Source organism: Bremerella volcania (assembly GCF_007748115.1).
GTDB lineage: Bacteria > Planctomycetota > Planctomycetia > Pirellulales > Pirellulaceae > Bremerella > Bremerella volcania.
Genome location: NZ_CP036289.1, coordinates 245542 through 266686, shown reverse-complemented (window position 1 = coordinate 266686; position 21145 = coordinate 245542). Strand labels below are relative to the sequence as shown.

Below are 21145 nucleotides of genomic sequence, written 5' to 3'. Positions count from 1 at the left end.
CCATTTTGAAAAATGAAGTTCCTCTTGAGGTGCGCAAGGGGCGATACGCCTCCCTACGTAGCAACAAAAAAAGACTCGCGATCAAATCGATCGCGAGTCTTTCAATAATCTTAAGGAACATTAGCGGAATGCTTAGTTACCAAACGGATCGTCCATGCCGGCCCCGCTACCTGAGCTGCCGAAAGGATCGGAGCTGCCACCGCTGCCAAACGGATCGTTGGAACCACCTCCCGAGTTGCCACCGCCGAACGGATCGCTGGAGCCGCTACCAAACGGATCGTTGCTTCCGCTTCCGCCGCTACTTGGTGGACCGAACGGATTGGCATTTCCTCCGCCGCTGCCACCGAATGGATCGGCTGCCGGAGCACCACCCCCTGGGGCGGCGAACGGATCGGCGACTCCACCGCCAGGAGCTGCGAATGGATCGACGGCAGGCTTGTCGCCCCCTGCGTCTTCTTCTTTCTTGTCACCTTCAGCAGGTGCTTCTTCATCCTTAGGTGCTTTGACGTTCACGTGCACCATTGGATAAGGATGAGCGGCCGATCGCAAGACGACGAGTCGTCCCTTCTTCGAGCCGATGATAATACGATCGGTCTGGCCATTGGTGTAAAAGAAATCGTAGCCTGACAGATCTAGCGTCCCTACCTGAGCACCCGAGTTGATATCGAGGACGACGAGATTCTTGGTTTGATCGAGTGCGTAAGCATACTGGTCATTCGCAGCCAGGAACTGTTCGATCCGCGGAACAAACCACTTCACGCCACCATCATCGATGCCAAGTTTATACAGCCCGCCTCGCTGAAGTGCCACAAAAACGGCATCGCCAATGGCAACGGCTGAAGTATCAATCGGCTGCCCACACGAGAACCGCCACTGCACACTGCCATCTGGAGCGTAAAGGCAATAGACGTAGCCTGTCTTGGTAGTAAAGAACAGACGCAATGGGTCTTCATAGCTCGGAGGTGCCAGGATCTCGCCGCTCGATTCAATGCGATAACGAATCAACGGACGATCCGCATAACCGACGTAGAAGTAATCGCGGTCGGTCGCCCAGGCAACCGAGGTCTTGGAAGCGACCATCGGTTTGTGAATCCGACCCAACGACTTGTAGCGCGGCGTCAGTCGCGGGCCCCCTTCGAAGTTGTAGGCAACGACCGTTCCGTCGAGCATTGGAACGTAGGTAAACTCTTCGCCTACGACTGGGCCGGCAATCGGAACCCCTTCTAGTTTTCGGCTCCACACCAACTCGCCATTATTGCGGTGCAGGCAGTTCAGAGCGAAGTCATTGATGGTGAAAACGAATTCGTCGTTGGCATCTGGCGTCGGCTGGGGATATCCCCGACGGCCGTACACCTTCGACCACTCGGTTCGACCAGTGCGTCCGTTGATGGACATCAACATGCCGGCATCGCTTTGTGCGAGGAACGTGACTTCGGGAATCTCCAGGCGATTAACAACCGGCTTTCCTTTGCTGTCGTCCAGACGAGCGACATACTGATCGGCTTTCGCCTTGGCACCTTCTTCGCCCAACGGCTGGCCGAGGATGCTCAATTCATTCGAGGCAAACGTTGCCGTTCGACCATCCTGTTCTACTTCGAAGACGACCAATGGATTCTTCAGGCTGACCACCTGCCGGAACTTTTCGATCTCCGAGCGATGTGGATCGATTGGCAGTTGGCCTATCCATAACTTCTCCAGACCCAATCGTTCCAGTTCCAAAGGAGAGAAGTTTCGCGGCCCCAACTGAGCCATTGCAGGACTCGCCGCCACTACCAGCATGGCAAACAGGATCAGCCGCGTAACGCATTTGTGAATGTGCATAATCGTCTTGCTTCCTTGGGTCGGCTTGAACTCGGTCCGACTTTCTGAGTGGAAACTACTGCCAGATAAGATCCTTCGCCACCTGAATCGGCCGCGAGGATGAATTTAGATTTTTAGCTCGATGAGAACGCCATCAATGCGTCCTCATTAAGCATAACACTCGATTAGGAAATACCTTGCCGAGTTTTTTCATCTTAATTCAGATCCCCTTGGGCGTCACGTTTTCGCCCAGGAATTCGCCAAAACCTCGTTTTTCCATGTTTCCTGGGGTTCTGCATCGCCTAGACCCCATCGGCACTGGGCTCTACCATAAACTCTTGCGGGAGGATTTACCACTCTCGTGAGGGGAAGGCAATGCTTGTCGAATGCATGGCGGCACACCCCTCGCATTAGGGGCTCTTATTCAATTACAGTGGACGGTTCATGGGTGATCCAGCTGAAGAGAATGTTCTGCTCGAGAAGATACTCGGCTATCTCAATTTCTCTTCCGGAGACTTCGATGCCCGCTTCGCCACGGCGATGGACCACCTGTTTCGCCAGGTTGCCGAATCCGAGCCAGCCAAACCGATCTGGCAATGGTCGCTCGTTGGTGAGAGGCTAAAAGAAGGTCTCGCTCGCCTGAGGACCACTTCGGCCGCTTTGAACCAAAGCACCCAGGCCGAGACTGCGCTGTACTATATCTTCGATGTGGTTCTGCCAGGTTACCTGAAGTTCCACCACGATCTTTTGTTTCACCAAAGCGGTGAGAGCCTATTCTCTCCTTTCTTCGTCGTCCGCGTGGCGCAGTCCGTCCTGATGCAGTCGGCCGAATGGGATGACGAAGCCCGCGTTCTCAAGAATTGCCTGGAACAGTTAAATGATTACATCGGACACCGTCCGGTTCCTGCGCTCGAAACCCGCAAGACCGAGCCGTACGCCCATGAGTATTGCCGCCCTATTCCCATTTGGCTGAAAGGGGCAGGCGCTTGCCTAAGTCGACACCAAGAGATTGTCGAGAAGACCTTGGAACTGCTTGCCAGCACGGCTCCGGACATCTTACAAGATGCTGGATTCGATCCCGCGAAACTTGTTGAATTGGCGATCGACCCGCGAGCGTACGACTTCGAGCATCCGGTCAACAAACGTCCGAACTACCAATTCGGACAGTGGGACCCGGACAGCATCGACATGAGCGGTCATTACAATCGCTTTGTCGTACAGCAAGTCACCCTGGAAGCATTAACCGACCGCGTCGATCGCAACCCTCCGGAAAACTTGAGCCATGAAGAACTCGTGTACGAAGGGGCGGCCGTTCTGGCTGGCGTCATCCTCATGGGTGCCGGCATCAGCGGCAGCGGACCAGGTGCTTACGATTCGGAGACGACCCTCTCAAAACTCGTGCCCGTTATCGCCAACTACCGCGATCGGTTCTACAACCAGCTTCTGGATAACTGCCCCGCCTCGATGTCGCAGCGGCTCAACGAAGAGTCGATCCAACGACGCCAACCGTTCGGGGCCGCTCGACAGCATTTAAACGCTTACCTCAGCAATCGCCGCGCAAAGCAGCTGGCACACGTTCGCCTGGCGCTTATCTTTTCGCGGATGGGCTATCCCGAAGCGGCCGGCAAACAGGTCGATATCGTCCCAACCGCTTCTGCGCGGATGCAGTGCCGCATTGAGTGCTTCATCACGCTTGCCCATCAGGCCATGCGTCGCGGCGAGCTGAACGAAACCATCGAGTACATTCACCGCATCGTTGATCGACTCCACCGGGCAATCGAATGCGGAGCGATCGTCGACCCCTGGAACATCCTGGGCTTCGACGGCCAGTTCAGCTTGTTCCCCGCCTACGAGAACAGCGTCCGCGATCATCGCGTTGATGACTTGGCGCGGATGATCGAACAAATCTTCGACCTCATGTCCCAGGCTCTCAGCGAAGCGGCCGTGCGCGATGACGAAGCCGTGCGATCGAAAACAGCCTGGGCGTTTGAAGAGTTCAGCATGTGGTGGCATCAATTCGCCACGCACGAGCTTTCCAGCGTCGATAGCCCCAGCGGTGACGATGCCTTTGCGGCGGCACGACGCGTGGCCGATGCCCTGCGTCTGTGGCACAAAGCCGGAGCAGAAGCTGGCGATATTGCCTTCTGGTCGCCGCACGTCGAAATGTTCGATTCCCCCAAGGCCTATGGTCTGGTGATTCAAGCGCTGCTCGAGCGGAACGACTTCGTCACCACGATGGCCTTGTTGATGAATTGGCTCGAACAGGCCGACGAGATCCCGCTGCATCATCTCGACACGTCCTACTTCAGCATCGCGACGCAGTGGATTCTAACGCTACAGAAACATCGCGAGTCCCTGCCGGACACGCCTGAGAATCAGGCCGAGACGTGGCAGATGATTCAGCGTTTCATGGATTTCCAGGAAGCCAACGCCGGCATCTACAGCCAGGTGCCGGGGTGGTTCTCGAAGCAAGCGAAGAAGGGACAGTTCGACGAAGAACTTGACGCGCTCTTCCAAGGAGAAGAGCCCAGCGAAGACGATGACATCTTCCAGGCAGCTTACGAAGACGTCACTTTCACCGACAGCACCGACGATGGCAACGAAGGGGCGATCTTCGAGGGAGGATCGAGTTCGACCGAATCGAGCGAAGACCTGCAAGTCGAATCGCGCCGCGTCAACATGCACATCTCGTTTCTCAGCTGCGTCGCCCAGCAGTGGCAGATGGCTGCGTTTCAGGCCCTGCGTAGCGAGGGGGAACCGGTCGTCGTCGAGAAGTTGCTGCAGTGGCGAGAGCAGGCAATCACCAACTATCGTGAACTGCTGGAACTGCTGCTGGTCGTGAACCAACATCAACTGAGCGATATCAGCGGTGACCACCAAGAGATGGTCGAATACGATCGCCAGCGAGCCGTCAAAGAGTTCATGCTCGAGCGGATCATCATGACGACGGTGAGCACGGCCTCGGCGGCTCGTATTCTTTCGTCGGTCGTGGCCGCGGTTGCTCCTGAGCATAAGCAATCTCTCGAGAATCTCGAGAAAGAAATCGGTGCGGAACAAACGCTGGCCGTCGATCTATTGGCGGCGATCCTTGCCGGCGATACCGAGGCCGTCCAGCAGCATTTCCCGCCGATGCTCAATACTCTGAAAGACAAACCGCTGCTATACGTGCCAATCTCGAAGCGGGGTGGACCACTGCGAATCGTTTCGACACGTGTTCGCCAATCGACCATCCGCGAACTGCTGCATTGGCTACCGCGCATTGGGCAATACGACTTCTCGCGCCAGATGCTCGACACGGCGCGGAAGATGGAAAACGATAACCCAATCGGTCCCGGTGCGATCACCGAATTTGACGCACTATTTGAAACAGGCTTTCTGGCGATTATCGATGCCGTCGTCGCTTCCTCAGAGAGTTGGGAAGTCGCCAAAGAAGGGGCTTCGGAACTCGACAACGCATTGGTCGAGTGCCTGGAACATGTCACGCAGAATCTTTTGATTGTGTGGCTCAATCACAGTCGCACGCTGCGTTTGTCGGCCGTCGAGAAGTTCTCTGACCCTGGGCAATGGAAGCTCGTTCAAGCTTTCATTCAGCGGTACGGGGCTGATCTGTTCACCCAGCACTTCTTCAATCGCGGCAACATCCGCAGCATTCTGCACGGCGGTGTGGCAACCTGGATCGAAAAGGTTCGCCAGCAATGGCCCGATGAAGACTGGCCTCTATTCATTCAGGCTATGGGAACGAATATCAACCGGACCGAATCGATTGCCTGTTTTAGCATGGTGCTGGAAGCCGTGCTGGAGAACTTCGCCGAGTATCGCGACTACAACAGCACGACCACGCAGAGTGACCGCGGCGAGTACCTGTACATGTTCCTCGACTTTCTGCGACTTCGTACCGCGTACGATCGCGTCTCTTGGAACCTCAAGCCGATCGTAATGACGCACGAAGTCCTCGTCCGCACTGGGCACTCCGAAGCAGCTCAAATGTGGCGTAAGGCGTTGGCCGATCGCATCGAGGACGAAGCCGACAAGTACGTGCAGAAGCTGCGAGAACTGCAGCGCGAATACGCCATGCAAATGCCCACCGTTGCCGACCGCATCAAGGAACGCTTCGTCCGGCCGCTGGCCGTCGATCGGATCTGCTCACTGGTCGAGCAATCGATGACCAACATGGGAAGCGAAGACGCCAACACGGCCTTCAAGCTGCTATACGACGAGGCGGAAGCATTGGTCGAAGAGCCCAGCGGCGTGGGGCTCGATATCCCCGCCTGGCTCAAGGCTCTGGACGAAGAAGTGACCAAGGTCGAACTCGAAGCTAGCTTCTCGACGGAAAATGAAGCCTGGCAACCTGGTGAAGCGATTCCGCTCAGGAAACTTTCTCTGGAAGAAGTTCACGATCAAATCGACGGCTGGACGACCCATTTCCCTTCCGGTGGAGACGACGAAGAGGAATAATGAGTTAGCTGCTTAACTCTTGTCCCCTCGCCCCTTTGGGGAGAGGGCTAGGGTGAGGGGCTGACGCGGGGACTCAATTCGCCCCCTCACCCTAACCCTCTCCGCCGCAGACGGTGGAGAGGGGACCAGATGTCGCCAACAACAGGTACCAAGCAATGAACTTTCGAGTTGAAATCCCCATCTACCGTGGGCCGCTCGATCTATTGTTGTACCTGGTTCGTAAGCACGAACTTGATATCGTCGATATTCCCATCGCCCAGGTAACTCAGCAATACCTGGCCTATCTGGAAATTCTCAAGGCCATGGACGTCAACAGTGTGGCCGACTTCCTGGAAATGGCCAGCACGTTGATCGAGATCAAGTCGAAGCTGGTCCTGCCTCAGGTCGAAGACACGGACGAAGAAGCAATCGACGACCCGCGCGAACAGCTCGTCGAACGACTTTTGGAATACAAACGGTTCAAAGACGCTGCCAGCCTGCTGGAAGACCAAGGACGCAACTGGCAGCGACGCTTTACCCGCATCGCCGACGACCTCCCCCCACGTAAGGTCGATATGGCCGACCAACCGATTAATGAAGTCGAACTCTGGGACCTCGTTAGTGCACTCAATCGGCTGCTACGAGACAACAAGGCCCAACAGCCGACCAATATCGTTTACGACGACACCCCGATCCGGGTCCACATGAAAGCCGTGCACCAGCGGATTGTCGAAGAGGGAAAGGTTCGCTTCCATACTCTTTTTCCGCCTGATAGCGCCAAGAGCCGCATCATTGGCATCTTCCTCGCCCTGCTGGAACTGATCCGCCACTATAATACGTTGGCCCATCAGGACGAGGGAGAAAGCGAGATCTGGATTACCGCCGGCGAAGGATTCAAGGCCGAAGTTCATTTTGAAGACGTCGACGAATACGAACCAGGAAAAGCATCGGCGGAGTGAACCTGATCTCGCGGATGCAAGTCCTTTCCTTCCTCGACACATGGCACCTTGATTGAGGGTCACCAGCACTCACAGCGATTGGTCTCCCGATCACACTCCATCTGCCTGATCGACGGCGACGATGGAACCTCCAGAGATACGCAACTCAGACTTTGACGATCATGCTCGACAACGCACCGCTGCGAAAACTTGAATTCAACGGACTGACGATCGAAGGGTATTCCCGCGCGGCCGTTCAAACTTACTGGCGCATTCCAGAAATGAAGCTTGGCTTCGATCTGGGATTGCAGCCGTGGGACTTCATGGGTACGGCAACGTGGTTTGTTTCCCATGCTCACTTGGATCATATCGCCGCGCTGCCCGTGTATGTTTCGCGTCGTCGGCTGATGAAAATGCCTCCTCCAGTCATCTACATGCCTGAAATCGCCGTCGGCCCTGCCCTGCAGGTCCTCAAAGCATTCAGCCGATTGGATCGCGGCAAGATGCCGTGCACCATTCATCCGGTCCTACCAGGCACGGAGATCGAACTCTCGCGCGAGCTGATCGTCAACGCCTATGAAACGAAGCACACCGTCCCGTCGGTTGGCTATATCGTTTCGCAGAGACGTCGCAAACTGAAACCGGAGTTTCAAGAGCTTCCCGGAGAGCAAATTCGAGACCTGCGACTGGGCGGTACCGAGGTCACCGAAGAGCATCGTCACCCGTTGTTGGCTTACCTGGGGGACAGCCGCGCCGAGGCGATGGACAACAACCCGCAGTTTTACGAGGCCGATATTCTGATCATGGAAATGACGTTCGTCTCGCCCGAGCATCGGAAGGAAAAGATCCATAAGATGGGTCACATTCACCTGGATGACGTGGTGGCACGGCAGGATCGTTTTCATAACAAAAAGATTATCGCCTCGCACTTCAGTACGCGGTACAACAATCGTCAGATCCAAGAGCATGTCCAAGCCAAGCTGCCGGAGATGCTCGACGGACGGCTGCACTTGTGGCTATGAGCGACCTGCACGCTGCGAACGAGACGCCGCGCAGTGCGTACATTCACGTCCCGTTTTGTGCGCACCGCTGTGGCTACTGCAACTTTACCGTCATCGCCGGCCGCAACGACCTGGCCGGTGCCTACCTGAACGCGATCGAGAAAGAACTGGAGCAACTCGGTCAGCCGCACGAGGTTGACACGCTCTTTCTCGGTGGTGGCACTCCGACTCATCTTGCGCCGGATGAACTGGAGCAACTTCTTTCCCTAGCGACCAAGTGGTTTCCCTTAGCGGCGGACGCTGAGCTAAGCGTCGAGGCGAACCCGATCGACATCACACCTGAGAAAGTCGCAGTCCTTGAGTCGGCTGGAGTCAATCGCGTTAGCCTCGGCGTTCAGTCGTTCCGCAGTGAGAAACTAAAACTACTTGAGCGCGACCACGACCGAGGCCAGGTCGAAGCCGCCGCACAGCTGTTATTGCCTCGGATTCCCAATCTGAGCGTCGATCTGATCTTCGCCGCACCTGGGGAAACGTTGGCACAGTGGGAAAGCGATCTTCAGTCGGCCATCCACCTGGGGACGGCGCACCTATCGACCTACGGACTTACGTTTGAAAAAGGGACGACGTTCTGGAATCGACTGCATCATGACCAGCTTCGTGAAGTCGACGAGGAACTTCAGCGCGAGATGTACCTGGCCGCGATCGATCATCTCACGAAGGCCGGTTTCGAGCACTACGAGGTCTCGAACTTCGCTCAGCCGGGACGCGAAAGCCGTCACAACCTGCAGTACTGGCTGGGCAAGCGATATTTTGCCGCCGGGCCTGGCGCTTCACGTCATGTCGGCATGATTCGCGAAACCAACCACCGCAGCACCACGGCATACATCCGCAGAATGCAACAAGGCACCTCGCCAGTGGCAGAACATGAAGAACTCAGCTTGCCAATGAAAGCCAGAGAGCAACTTGTGTTTGGTCTGCGGATGCTCGCCGGCGTCCACATTCCCACCTTCCAGGAGGATACCGGCACGACTCCCTGGGAGTTATGTGGGACAAAGATTGACCAGTTTCTGGAATTAGAACTACTAAACCATAGTTATGAGCGCTTACGATTAACGCGTGAAGGGCTATTACTCGCTGACACCGTTTGCGTCGAACTGCTTTGAGTCGATAACCTGCTAACTCACTAGCAGGCACCACTCTACGGGGCGCTGAGCCGTCCATTCCGTCATACGCAAACCTTAAGCCTGCTAGTCAATCAAGCGCCAATTCTTCCGCTTCCTTCATATTTTGTACTTTGTATCGAAGTACCAATCAGGTAGAGTGAATATCAGTGATGCGAAAAGATTATCGCACTTCACGCAAAACTCTTTCTGCCAACCCTGGTTCAAACAGAATAGCTCTCGACGAAAGATACGTTCGACTGCTCTTCATCTAACGGAACAAAATTGTCGAGGCGTCGATCGCATCGCCTTGGGGGAGTCCCCAGCGATGTCACACCCCCAATCCTTGGCCAGTTAACCTGGGAGTGACGCCATGATTCAAATTAAGCATCGTATTACAGGAGAAGTCCTGTACGAGATCGACGCAGACGCACTAGCCGGTGCCAAGCTCGTCGGCAAAAACCTCGCAGGTGCTGACCTTTCCTCGTTGGTACTTCGCAGTTGTGTATTTGATAGCGATAACCTGGACGAAGTCTCTTTCGAGAACTCGGACCTAGAAGGTGCCAGTTTCATGGGTGCCAGTGTGAAGCATGCTTGCTTCGATGGTGCCAATATGGTCGGCGTGACCATGACCGACGCGATACTCAACGAGTCGTCGCTTAAAGAAGTAAACCTTACCAAGGCAAACCTACGTTACGCGAAGTTTCACAACTGCAACCTTTCTGGTGCCCGCCTGGTCGAAGCCGATATCAGCATGTGCGATCTGCGCTGTGATATGCCTGGCGCGAACCTTACCCGGGCAGATCTTCGCGGTGCGAATCTCACCGGTGCCGACTTGACCGGGGCAAAGGTCGACGAAGCCGACTTCACCGACGCCACAATGACCGAAGCCCACCTCGAAGGCTGCTACCTCGAACGAGCAATCAATGCGTGCACCAAGCACAAGCCGTTCAAACCCAAACCCCAGTCGGTGAAAAAGCCGTGGTGGATGGTGTGGGCGACCTAGTCGTCCGAACAAATCGATTTGGAGTGGCCATCGCCGAAAACGCCATTGCCACCAGCACAAGATGCCGACTGGCCGTCAGACGAGAATTTTTTTGACCACGCTTCCATGCACGTCGGTCAGTCGGTAGTCGCGGCTCTGAAAACGGTACGTAAACTTCGTGTGGTCGATACCCAACAGGTACAACAGCGTCGCGTTCAAGTCGTGCACATGCACGGGATCTTCGGTGATGTTGTAGCCTAGCTCATCCGTTGTTCCCAGTTCGAAGCCTGGCTTCACCCCTGCCCCGGCTAGCCACATGGTAAAGCATCGACTGTGATGATCGCGGCCATAGTCGTTGGCAGCGATCGATCCCTGGGCGTAAGCGGTTCGACCAAACTCCCCTCCCCAGACGACCAGCGTATCTTCCAAAAGACCAAGCCGAGCCAGGTCTTCAACCAGCGCGGCCGATGCCTGATCGGTATCGCGACATTGCCGGGGAAGCTCGGCATTGATGCTGCGATGCTGATCCCAGCCGCGATGAAACAGCTGAATGAATCGAACGCCTCGCTCGGCCATGCGGCGTGCCAAAAGGCAGTTGGCAGCGTAAGTACCTGGCTTCCTGGCATCGTCTCCGTAGGCCGCAAAAACCGATTCGGGCTCATTCGAAAAATCGGTTAGAGTCGGAATCGACATTTGCATCCGATAGGCCATCTCGTACTGAGCAGTGCGACTTTCGATTTCCGGATCTCCCACCTCGGCAGCCTGGCGCTGGTTCAATGCAGCCAGGGTCTTGATAACGCGACGCCGATCAGCCATCGAGATACCAGCCGGGTTGTTCAAATACAGAACAGGATCCCCATTGCTACGAAAGCGAACCCCTTGGTAACGAGACGGCAAAAAACCGCTCGACCATAAACGATCGAAGATCGGCTGATTGTTCAACGTGGCGCTTCCTTGGGAAACCAGCACTACGAAGGACGGCAGTTCCTCGTTCTCGCTCCCCAGCCCGTAGCTGAGCCAACTCCCCATGCTCGGTCTGCCTGGCAGGGTATGCCCACTGACCAGCAGCGTCGTACCGGGATCGTGATTGATCGCGTCAGTATGCATGGAGCGAATACGACAGATGCGATCCGCGATCTTGGCCTGGTGCGGAACGAGGTCGCTAAACCACATGCGGCCCTCGCCATGCTGGGAGAACGCGAACTTGCTGGGGGTCAGCGGCAACGAGTCTTGTTCGGACGTCATCGTCGTAAGCCGTTGCCCCATTCGAATCGACTCTGGCAACTCTTCGCCGGCCAGTCGTTCTAACTGCGGCTTGTAGTCAAACAAGTCATGCTGAGAGGGGGCACCGGACTGGCACAGGTAAATGACCCGCTTCACCTTGGGTGGAAAATGGGGCAATGAAAGGTCTGCTCCTTGAACATCTTTCGTCGCGAGCGCGTGCATCGCCAGCGCACCCAGCGATACGCTGGTCGATCCCAGGAATGATCGCCGTGTTTGACGGTCCGCGAGTTGTTGGAAATCGTCACGCATTTAGGGAGTCATCACCGCTTCATCGAGATTGAATATCGTATGGCAAATCACTGCCATCGCTGCCAGTTCGGGACTCGCAGCGACTACCATTTCTCCTTCGCCCAGCCACTGGTTCATCGCTTGGGGATCGTCGGTAAACCTCTGCAGCTCTTGTCGATACAAGGCCTCAAGCATCGCCAGTTCGTCCGGGCGAATCGGCCTGGAAAGAACCCTTAGGAAGGCCTCGCCCATGGCCGCGTCGATTCGATTACCCTGATTCTTGAGCACATCGGCAGCCAACACCTTGGCGGCCTCGACGAAAGTCACGTCGTTCAAAAGCACCAGCGCTTGCATCGGCGTATTGGTCCGGCTTCGCTGCGCGACGCAGATCTCGCGGTTTGGTGCATCGAAGGCGATCATGTTGGGCGGCGGGCTCGATCGCTTCCAGTACGTGTACAGACTTCGACGATAAAGCCGGTCGCCATGATCCTGCACGAATCGCTGGGCGGTGAACTCGCTTCCCTTAGAAAGCTCTTCCCATAGGCCCGGCGGCTGATACGGCTTGACGCTCACACCGCCGATTTGCCGCACCAACAGCCCACTGGCCGCAAGTGCTTGATCTCGGAGCTCTTCGCCTGTCAGACGCAACCGTGGGCCTCGGGCAAGAAAGCGATTCTCGGGATCGGCTTCATAACGTGCCTTACTGACTGAACTGGATTGCCGATACGTGCTGCTGCTGACAATCAGGCGGTGCAGATGCTTCATGTCCCATCCACTATCGATCAACTCGCTGGCAAGATAGTCGAGCAATTCCGGATGGGTTGGTAGTTCTCCGCGCGTCCCAAAGTCATCGATCGTCTTCACCAGCCCAGTGCCGAAGTAGTGTTGCCAGGTGCGATTCACGACAACTCGGGCTGTCAGCGGATTGCCAGCCGAGACCAGCCATTTGGCCAACTGCAGACGATCGCCACGTCCGCGGGCATTGCCATCGTACAACTGCCGTGGTACGCCGGGCTTCACGACATCACCAAGCTGATCCCATTGACCTTGAATACGAACATGCGTGACGCGTGGTTCTTCTCGCTCGCGCATCACCATCGTCTCCGGAAACTCTCGCCACAGAAGTTCGATCTTCCGCCGCAAATCTTCCATCTGCTGTTCCAGACGAACGAAGTTTTCGTTCGTCTCACGCAGATAGAACGTCTTGAGACGAATTGATTGCGTTTCCGTACGCTCGCGGGGTGCTTTGGCGAGCAGTGCCGAGATCGGGTCGTCTTCCGCCAGAATCGTTGCCTCGCGATTGGACCAGATACGTGCATCGATCCGCACGTCGTCCAACAGCCCACGAATAGCGAAGAGCCACTCCCCTTGGGAATCGTCAACCTCGTCTTCATCCAATGAGGTAGTTGTTGGCAACTGCCACGAAAGACGCTTGCCATTCATCCAAACACGGGCGTCTCCAGGGGCACTTGGATCGATCGCAAACGCCACATGCTGCCAAACGTTGGTTTCCCATGGGTCGCAAGCCGCCTCCCGCGTGATGACCGTGTCATCTGCCTTGACCGAAGTAAGCGTGAACTTGTCTTTTGCTTGGACCAACTGCAGCATGTCGCCATTATCGCAGCGCAAAGCATAAAGAACTTGCGGACGCGTGACGGTCGGATAAAGCCATGCGGCAACGGAAAGAGGCCCTTGGGGATCACGAAGTAGATTTAGCCGCATATTTCCGCCAGCAACCAGGGCTTGGCCTTGCTTGCCGGTCACGTAGGAGCCGTCACCAACCAGGCGAATGCCACTTGGAAAAGGAGATGTCGTATCGAAGTCAAGCTTAGCGAGCAGCTTCTCCTGCGAAACGACTTCGGCTCGACCCTCCTCTCTGGCTTTCGTTTCCCAACCGATCATCAGCGGATCGTCCGTCGTCAGATAATCGGCATACGGCTGGCGAAGCTGGCCTAGCTTTGTTTCGAGATCGGCCAGTTTCTCTTGCTGTTCTCGCGTGGGGCTTTTAATGACGGGCCCAGCGTTACCGTATTGCCCGTCGAGCCCTTTCTCGTCGATGTTGTCAAAGAAGGCAGCCAACTGATAGAAGTCACGCTGCGAGATTGGATCGTACTTATGATCGTGGCACTGGGCACAACCGAGCGTCATCCCCAGCCAGACACTGCCGGTCGTGTTCACGCGATCGACGACGTACGCATGACGATACTCTTCGGCGAACGCCCCATTCTCGTCATTCACCGGCAGGTTCCGATGAAACCCGGTCGCCGTAAGTTGATCGACCGTCGGGTTGGGAAGCAGATCGCCGGCGAGTTGCTCGATCGTGAATTGATCGAACCGCATGTTTGCGTTGAGCGACTCAATCACCCATTCGCGATAACGCCACATGTCGCGATGACTGTCGACGTTATACCCATGCGTGTCCGCGTATCGAGCCAAGTCGAGCCAACGGCGAGCGAAGTTCTCGCCATAGGCAGGCGACGCGAGCAAACGATCGATGACTTTCCGCTCGGCCTGGGATGACGTGTCAGAAACGAAAGCATCAATCTCAGCGGGCGAAGGTGGCAAGCCGGTCAGGTCGAAGGTAACCCGGCGCAGCCAGGCATAACGGGAAGCAAAGCCTGCTGGCCACACGCGGTTGGCTTCCATCTCGGCCAGCGTGAAATAGTCGATATCATTCGTCGGCCAATCCTGACGTTCGACCGAAGGTATGCTCGGACGCGTGATCGGCTGCAGGCTCCATAGCTCTTGCCACGGGGCGCCTGCTTCGATCCAGCGTTTGAGCGTGGCAATCTCTTCCAGGCTCGGCTGGTGCTGCTCGCCAGGAGGCGGCATGCGAACATCGGGATCGCTGGAAACTAAACGTCGATAGAGTTCACTAGCACCGGAATGCCCAGGCGAGACCTTCTCCAACGCACTATCGCGCTGATCGAGCCGCAAATCGGCCTTCCGCGTGGCCGCGTCAGGGCCGTGACAAGCGTAGCAGTGCTGAGCCAGGATCGGCTGCACGTCCCGAGCGAAGTCGGTCGCCGGCTTCTCCGCGCGCACGGCAAGAGACGTCCCCAGCGCGCACGCCGAGAACAGAAGCGATCGAATTAGCCAAGCGCGAACAGAATGCACAAGCACCCCAACCAAACAGGAAAGAAAGACGCCTTTCTTTCATCATATACGCAGGGAGGGATTTTCGTCCAAGTGCGTGCCAGGGAACGCCCTACCGCAGGGCATTGTGAAGGGGTCGTAACGATTAGACAGGCTGGACCTATCCGAGGTTGGTTACCCGGCCATTGGAGTCGCTGAACTTGTCGGCGCTGATGCCCATGGTTTCGAGCATCGTAACGTACAAGTTGCACAGTGGAGTCTTATCCGCCACGCGGACGTGCCGCCCCGGCTTCAGTGCGCCGCCACCCCGGCCGGCCAGCAAGATCGGTAGATCGTCATGATTGTGGCGGTTTCCGTCCGAGATGCCGCTGCCATATAGCAACATCGAGTTATCCAGCAGCGTGCCGTCCCCTTCCTTGACCTCCCGCATCTTGGTCAGCAGATAATCGAACTGCTTGGCATGAAAGGCGTTGACCTTCGAGATCTTCTTCTGCTTGGCGTCGTCGTTCTGGTGATGTGAAAGATCGTGGTGCCCTTCACTCACGCCGACTTGAGGGTAAGGACGATTGCTGCTCGCATTGGTCATCATGAAGGTCGCAATCCGCGTCGAGTCTGTCTGAAACGCGAGCACGATCATATCGAGCATCAAACGGCAATGCTCTTCAAATTCAGCCGGTACGCCACTTGGACGAGCGTAGTCCGGCATCTCGACTTCCTTCCCTTCCAGCTTGATGCTGTGGGAAACGCGGCGTTCGACGTCCCGCACCGCATGCAAGTATTCATCCATTTTGCGGCGATCGACTTCCCCCAGACGGTACTGAAGACGCTTGGCATCGTTCAGGACGAAATCGAGGACACTTTTTTTGCGGCGGTTGCGGATCGCCTGACTTTCGGCTTGCTCCTGCGACTCGCCATTGCCAAACAGCCGATCGAACAGGGCCTGCGGATTAACTTCTTTGGCGACATAATTGGTATCGCTACGCCAGCTGAGATTCGACGAATAGACGCAGCTGTACCCGGTATCACAGCTGCCTGACTGGGCACTTGGTTCCAGCCCCAATTCGAGCGACGGGAACTTGGTCAGATGGGAAATTCGAGCCGCGGCGAACTGATCGACCGAGACTCCATTACGGATATCGGCGCCGCCTGTCTTGAAGGGATGGGCACCGGTCAAAAAGGAAGCCACACTGCGTGCGTGGTCTCCGCCGCCATCCCCCAGGGCCCAACCGTTGTGCAGTTCAAAACCGGAGATCGGCATGATCTCGCTGCGGTGTTTCGCCAAGTGCGAGAGCGTGGGAGTTAGTTCTTTGAGTTCTCCTTCGTACTTTGGCTTCCAGTCCGGCATATGCATGCCGTTAGGAACGTAGAAGAACCCCATCCGCACCGGCGGTTTGACGTTGGAGGAATCGACGTTGGCGGCGCGGGCTTCCGGGCAAACGCTTTCCAGCCAAGGCATCGCCACCGCGGTACCAAGGCCACGCAAAATCATTCGCCGACTGAGCATTGTGCTAGACATCGAATAGGTCTCCCTTAGCCACCGCGTTTTTGAAATGGATCACTATGAACGATGGCCTTGATCATCGAGGAAAAGCGGTAACCGCTATTCTCCAGTTCGACCTTCACGGCCTGGATCGCACACTCGTCGTAATATTCCACGCCTCGCCCCAAGGCGTACGTTGTCGTCTTGGAGATCAGGTTATGAACGAAGTCGTCCTTCTTGTCTTCCAACAACAGCTTCTTCAAGCCGCCCGCTCCGTCGACCTTGCGTCCGCCAGGCATCTCACCAGTTGCGTCGATGGCGAAGCCGGCGTCCTTGGTCCGCCATCTGCCGATCGCATCGTAGTTTTCCAAAGCGAAACCAATCGGATCCATGCGGGCATGGCACGAAGCACAAGCCGCGTTCTCGCGATGCTGCTTCATCTGTTCACGTAGGCTGCCGGTCAGCTTCTTTTGTGATTCCAGCGATGGCACATCGGCCGGCGCTTCAGGCGGGGGCGTACCGAGTACATTGTCGAGAATCCACTTGCCACGCTTCACCGGGCTCGTGCGTGTTGGATTGGAGGTCACCGTCAGCACGCTGGCTTGGGTGAGAATGCCGCCTCGACGACCATCGCCTAGCTCGACACGTCGGAAGTGATCTCCTTTGACGCTACCGATTCCATAGTGCTCGGCCAGACGTTGATTCAGGAACGTGTAATCCGCACCCAAAAGATCGAGCACGCTGCGATCTTCATCGATGATCGACTGGAAGAACATTTCCGTTTCGGTACGCATATCGGCGGCAAGCTTGTGATTGAAGCTGCCGAAGCGATTCCGATCGGGCTGAACGATCTCGAGCTTTCGCATTTCAAGCCACTGCCCGGCGAAGTTCTCGGTGAGTTGTTTTGCTTTCGGATCGGCCAGCATCCGCTCGACTTGCACGTCGAGGTTCTGCCGGAGCGTTCCCTTCCAGGCCTGCTGCAGCAGTTCCTCGTCGGGCATGGTGCTCCACAGGAAGTAACTCAAGCGGGTCGCCAACTGATAGTCGGTCAGCGGCTGCGTGCCTTCGCTTCCCTCAGGCGTTTCCTCGACTTTGAAGAGGAAGTGAGGGGAACACAACACGCCAACGACGACTTCGCGAATCGATGCCTCGTAGTTCAGCCCGTCCTCCTTCGCCATTTCGTAGAGGATCATCAGCCGCTCCATCTCCCCCTTGGTGACAGGTCGACGGAACGCTCGGGACGCGAATCGCGCAATCACCTGCTGAGCGGCTTGCTTCTCGTCTAATCCCTGCTGACCAGGGCTCACGAAGATGATCTTCTTATGCGACTCGGGATACCGATCATCGAGGTTTGTATCGGGCCCACGCAGTTCGATTCGATTGATGAACAGGTTTCGGTCGCGGCGGTTGGGATTGGGATTGCCCGGATCGTAATGATCGTTGAGAAAAGCAACTTCCAAAGGAAGCTTTCCGCGAGGAACCCGCATTTTGATTTCCATCGGGTGGTCGCTGGGACGCTCGTTACTGACTGCGAACGTTCGCTTCTCCTTGTCACCGAGACGAACTCCCAGTTTGGCGGGCTCATCTCCCGACTGGCTGGCATGAGCATAAATGGCCACGGTATACATACCGGGTTCGACATCCAGTTCATAGCTGCCGGTGTTGTTGGAAGGAAACGTCAGCTGCCGTCCCGAGGGATTGCCGTACTTCAACTTGAACTTGGCCAGCGGCAACTCGCTCTTAGGAATCAGCTGGCTCTTATCCGTGATGATTGCGCGCGAAGCAATCTCATCAGCGGCTTGGTAGAACTTTTCAAACAGAAGCGGAGACGTCGACAGCACGTCGCCGATGTTGTCAAAGCCGTACCCAACGTCATCGGCCGGGAACGATTCGGTGGCCTTGTATTGGATGCCGACCAGATCACGAATCGTATTCTCATATTCAATACGATTTAAGCGGCGGATGGTCTCACGGCCGGGATTCACGGGGCCATCGCAATCGACCATCGACAGCGCGTCCTGCACCCACTTCAGTACGTCTTGCAGTTCTTCGCCGGCAGGTTGATCGTAGTCTTTTGGGGGCATGCTCCCGGTGACCAACATGTCCAACACCGATGCCCATTTCTTCCGACCGGTGGTGGTGACCTCTTCCCACGAGCGGAACTTTTCCAAATCGAGCCCTGCCTCGGCGGAGTCGCCTGAGTGGCAATCCAGGCAGTAACTCTTCATAAACGGCACTACCGTGGCGCTGTACGACTCAGCCATCTCCGCGCGTTTTGCTCCCCATGCCTGCGACGCAATCAGCGTGCAGAGAAGAGACAAAACGATTGGGAACGGCCCGAATGTACGGAGCCCGCCTGGGAGCCGTGACATGGAAGAGAACTCCTACTTGGGGAAGATAACGAGGGATTAAGGCAGGTTTAAGGGGAAGGTAGCCCATTATTATAAGAATCATGTGTAGATACGTCTATGGAAAATCGTATCCACCAGCGGCGCTTTCGGAATACGGATTTCCACACGAAAATAGTGCCGTGCGAGGAGATAGAAAGACACCCCACCGCAGAAACGCCTTCCACCTACAAGACGGGCAATGCGGATAAACTGCATCGCCATTTTAGCAGTCCGCTTCTGCCCAAAAATTTGGGACGCATCGACACAAAAAAGCCGCGAGTCCACTGGGTGGATCGCGGCTTGAAGTGAATGGGCTTCGTTGACTTAGTCTTTGAAACGACTAAGGGCGAGCGTGATGTTTTGGCCGCCGAACCCAAAACTGTTGTTCAGGGCGATATCGACCTTCGCCTCGCGGGCCACATTGGGCACATAATCGAGATCGCAGTTGTCGTCTGGATTCTCGTAGTTGATCGTTGGCGGAAGGACGTTGTCACGAATGGCCAACATGCAGACGATCGCTTCGGTCACGCCAGCTGCGGCAATCAAATGCCCCATCATGCTCTTGGTACTGGAGACCGGGATCTTCTTGGCCCACTCTTCGCCAAACGCTTCCTTGCAGCACAGCGTTTCGACCTTGTCGTTCACCGTGGTGCTGGTGCCGTGGGCGTTGACGTAGTTGACCTGTTCTGGACCGATACCGGCGTCTTCCATCGCCATCTTCATGCAGGCGATACCCCCGCGTCCTTCCGGATGGGTGTCGGTAATGCGGAACGCATCGGCCGTGGTGCCGTAGCCAATGATCTCGCCAAAGATCGTCGCGCCGCGGGCCTTGGCATGTTCGAGTTCTTCGAGCACGACCATCGAGGCTCCTTCGCCCAGCACGAAGCCGTCGCGTTCTCGATCGAAAGGGCGCGATGCCTTGGTGGGCTCGTCGTTGCGGGTCGACAGGGCGGTCAGCAAGTTGAAACCGGTGACGCCAAAAGGATGGATCATCGAGTGTGCTCCGCCTGAGAGCATCACGTCGCACGTACCACGCTTGATCAGTTCACGCGCTTCGCCAATGGCCTGGCTTGAAGCGGCACAGGCAGTCAAGCAGTTCAGGTTAGGCCCTTGGGCGTTGAACAACGATGCCAGGTGACCACAAGGCATGCTGGGGTCTTGTTCCATCTCGCGCTGCGAGTCGAGCGTGGCCAGGCCCTTGGTGATGAATGCCGACTTGTCCCAGTCGCCATTGCCGCTGCTGATCGCGGCGACCACCATGTTGGTGAAGGTGTGAAAATCCTGATCCCCTTCGCCACATCCCAAGTAGACGCCAAAGCGGGTCGGATCCTTGATGCTGTCCAGGACGCCGGAAGATTCCACGGCCTGCTTGGCGGCACCTACGGCGAAGCGCGTATGACGACCAGCTTTTTCCCAGTCGGCGATCTTCTCACCGCACTTGGTCACGTCCCAATTCTTGACTTCCGCCGAGATCTTGGTGGGGAAGTTCGAGGCGTCAAAGATGGTGGTGTAGCCAACGCCGGAAGCGCCCTCTTTCAAGCCTTTCCAGACCGTTTCCACATCGTGTCCCATGGGATTCACCATGCCGACACCGGTGACAACGACTCGCCTAGTCATAGAAGATTCTCTCCGCGCCGAAGGCATTAGGGGCGTCCAGAACTCGTACGGCCTGGCTCACACACTTATTGTAGTTCGCTATATCGGCTGGGTCGCGTCGCAGCTTGCGAAGGTTTCGTCAAGCTGCCAGCGATTGCACCAGCTTTGGGCTTTGCTGGCTACGAAATCGAGGGGGTTTTCGTTAGTTCGATTTCCGCTTGAATCATGTAATCGGGTGGTTGAAGCGGGGAACCATCTTTGGCCAGACCGACTTCATAAAGGCCAAGCAAGCGTAGCATTGATAGCAGGTCGGCCGGGAAGAACAGCTCGCGCTGCTGGTCTTTGTCGTTGAGGTGGGCGAAAAACAATTCGACCTCAGCGTGCAACTGATCGCCGATGTGACTGGTCGCCGAGACGTACGCTCCGTTCTCGCGGATGTCGTTCATCGTCGCCGTATAGGTCAACTGATCACCAGGATGAGCCGTGCCATGAAAGATGGCCTTGGCTACTTTGGCCAGAACGACACGTTCGCGGAAGTCGTAAACTTCGCCGGCAAGCAAACCGCCGGTCTGAGCAATCCCTTCGATCACCAGCGAATGCGGCATGACCGGCAGGTAGCGAAAGTGATCATGGAGATGGTCTTCGGCCAACGAGACGCACTTCACCGCTTTGGCCGACTCGCCACTTTTAAACTCAATGAACTTGTCGATCCAAAACCAACGCATCCCGACCGTCCCTCAGGCTTCTTTCTTA

General features: G+C 56.3%; 12 protein-coding genes. 5 read left to right on the top strand and 7 right to left on the bottom strand.

Annotated features, from left to right (window positions below):
* Positions 1–132: 132 nt before the first annotated feature.
* Complete coding sequence (locus tag Pan97_RS01145; protein WP_144969958.1) at positions 133–1821, bottom strand: outer membrane protein assembly factor BamB family protein; 1689 nt, start codon at positions 1819–1821, stop codon at positions 133–135.
* A gap of 423 nt (positions 1822–2244) precedes the next feature.
* On the opposite strand from Pan97_RS01145, the gene Pan97_RS01140 reads away from it, so the two are divergent.
* From Pan97_RS01140 to Pan97_RS01120, 5 genes are all read left to right on the top strand, one after another.
* Positions 2245–6255: a hypothetical protein gene (locus Pan97_RS01140; RefSeq protein WP_144969956.1), complete on the top strand. Its 4011-nt coding sequence runs from the start codon at positions 2245–2247 to the stop codon at positions 6253–6255.
* A gap of 155 nt (positions 6256–6410) precedes the next feature.
* On the top strand, positions 6411–7193 hold the full coding sequence (locus tag Pan97_RS01135; RefSeq protein ID WP_144969953.1) for a segregation and condensation protein A: 783 nt from the start codon (positions 6411–6413) through the stop codon (positions 7191–7193).
* 161 nt (positions 7194–7354) lie between these two features.
* Positions 7355–8194, top strand: a complete 840-nt coding sequence (locus Pan97_RS01130) for an MBL fold metallo-hydrolase (RefSeq protein WP_144969951.1) — start codon at positions 7355–7357, stop codon at positions 8192–8194.
* Positions 8191–9336: a radical SAM family heme chaperone HemW gene (hemW, locus tag Pan97_RS01125; protein ID WP_144969949.1), complete on the top strand. Its 1146-nt coding sequence runs from the start codon at positions 8191–8193 to the stop codon at positions 9334–9336. The genes Pan97_RS01130 and hemW overlap by 4 nt, the downstream gene beginning before the upstream one ends.
* 370 nt (positions 9337–9706) lie before the next feature.
* Positions 9707–10339: a pentapeptide repeat-containing protein gene (locus tag Pan97_RS01120; RefSeq protein WP_144969947.1), complete on the top strand. Its 633-nt coding sequence runs from the start codon at positions 9707–9709 to the stop codon at positions 10337–10339.
* 75 nt (positions 10340–10414) lie between these two features.
* On the opposite strand, the gene Pan97_RS01115 is transcribed toward Pan97_RS01120, so the two are convergent.
* The 6 genes from Pan97_RS01115 to Pan97_RS01090 form a co-directional block, all read right to left on the bottom strand.
* Entirely contained in the window at positions 10415–11851 is a 1437-nt protein-coding gene (locus tag Pan97_RS01115; RefSeq protein ID WP_144969945.1) for a DUF1501 domain-containing protein, read from the bottom strand.
* Positions 11852–14875, bottom strand: coding sequence for a DUF1553 domain-containing protein (locus Pan97_RS01110; protein WP_165698549.1), 3024 nt, complete (start codon positions 14873–14875; stop codon positions 11852–11854).
* 211 nt (positions 14876–15086) lie between these two features.
* Entirely contained in the window at positions 15087–16442 is a 1356-nt protein-coding gene (locus Pan97_RS01105; protein ID WP_144969940.1) for a DUF1552 domain-containing protein, read from the bottom strand.
* A 14-nt stretch (positions 16443–16456) separates the two neighbouring features.
* Complete coding sequence (locus Pan97_RS01100) at positions 16457–18778, bottom strand: DUF1592 domain-containing protein (protein ID WP_144969938.1); 2322 nt, start codon at positions 18776–18778, stop codon at positions 16457–16459.
* A gap of 342 nt (positions 18779–19120) precedes the next feature.
* Positions 19121–20413: a beta-ketoacyl-[acyl-carrier-protein] synthase family protein gene (locus Pan97_RS01095; RefSeq protein ID WP_144969936.1), complete on the bottom strand. Its 1293-nt coding sequence runs from the start codon at positions 20411–20413 to the stop codon at positions 19121–19123.
* Positions 20414–20571: 158 nt separating this feature from the next.
* Positions 20572–21117, bottom strand: coding sequence for a 3-hydroxyacyl-ACP dehydratase FabZ family protein (locus tag Pan97_RS01090; protein ID WP_144969934.1), 546 nt, complete (start codon positions 21115–21117; stop codon positions 20572–20574).
* Positions 21118–21145 lie beyond the last annotated feature (28 nt).